The organism is Herbaspirillum sp. FG34, from assembly GCF_057809315.1.
The window spans coordinates 1-863 of sequence record NZ_JBMDJS010000049.1 but is presented as its reverse complement, the minus strand read 5'-3'; the positions used below and the strand labels follow the sequence as shown (position 1 = coordinate 863).

General features: G+C 58.4%; 2 protein-coding genes. Both read right to left on the bottom strand.

Annotation, left to right across the window (positions count from 1 at the left end; all coding sequences use genetic code 11):
* Window positions 1-521, bottom strand: a 521-nt coding sequence (locus ACODSZ_RS23080; RefSeq protein WP_488928643.1) for an ABC transporter permease subunit, incomplete at its 3' end; no start/stop codon positions are given.
* Window positions 522-602: 81 nt separating this feature from the next.
* A partial coding sequence (locus ACODSZ_RS23075; RefSeq protein ID WP_488928642.1) for an ABC transporter permease subunit occupies window positions 603-863 on the bottom strand: 261 nt, incomplete at its 5' end.

Sequence of the window (863 nt, the reverse complement as noted above, 5' to 3'; positions counted from 1 at the left end):
TTCAGGTTGTTCATGAAGATGCGGATGATCTCGCCGAAGCCCAGCGTCACGATGGCCAGGTAGTCACCACGCAGCTTCAGGGTCGGCGCGCCCAAGAGTGCACCGAAGATCGCCGCCAGCACGCCCGAGATCGGTACGATCAGCCACAGCGACAGGTGGATGCCGTTCTGCACGATCTGCGGACCGCACAGCCAGACCAGGAAATTGCCGACCGACGGATAGGTGTTGACGAAGGATTCGATCACCGCCGCAAACTGCGGCGAGGCCAGCAGGCCCGCCGTATAGGCACCGATGGCGTAGAAGGCGATGTAGCCCAGGTCCAGCAGACCGGCAAAACCCACCACCACGTTCAGGCCCAGGGCCAGCATGATGTAGAGCAGCGCCATATCCATGATGCGCACCCACGAATTGCCAAACTGCTGGGCGAAGACGGGGAAGATGATCATCAGCGCCAACAGCACCAGCAGGCTGATGCGAGCCTGTCCAGGGTTGCGCTTCATGTCGAAGGTCATGAGAGCCATAGTGTTCTCTTCCGATTTCTTGAGTTCTTTAATTTCCAAGTTTCTGACTTTAAGTTTTTAAGGTTTTTAAACTTAAAAAACTTAAGCCCGATCCGCCACACGCTCACCCATGATCCCGGACGGGCGAAGGGTCAGCACGATGATCAGCACGATGAAGGCGAAGATGTCCTGGTAGTTGCTGCCCAGGAAGTTGCCGGTCAGGTCGCCGATGTAACCCGCGCCCAGGCTTTCGATCAGGCCCAGCAGGATGCCGCCCAGCATGGCGCCGTAGATGTTGCCGATACCGCCCAGCACCGCTGCCGAGAAGGCTTTCAGGCCCGGCACGAAGCCCATCGCGAATTG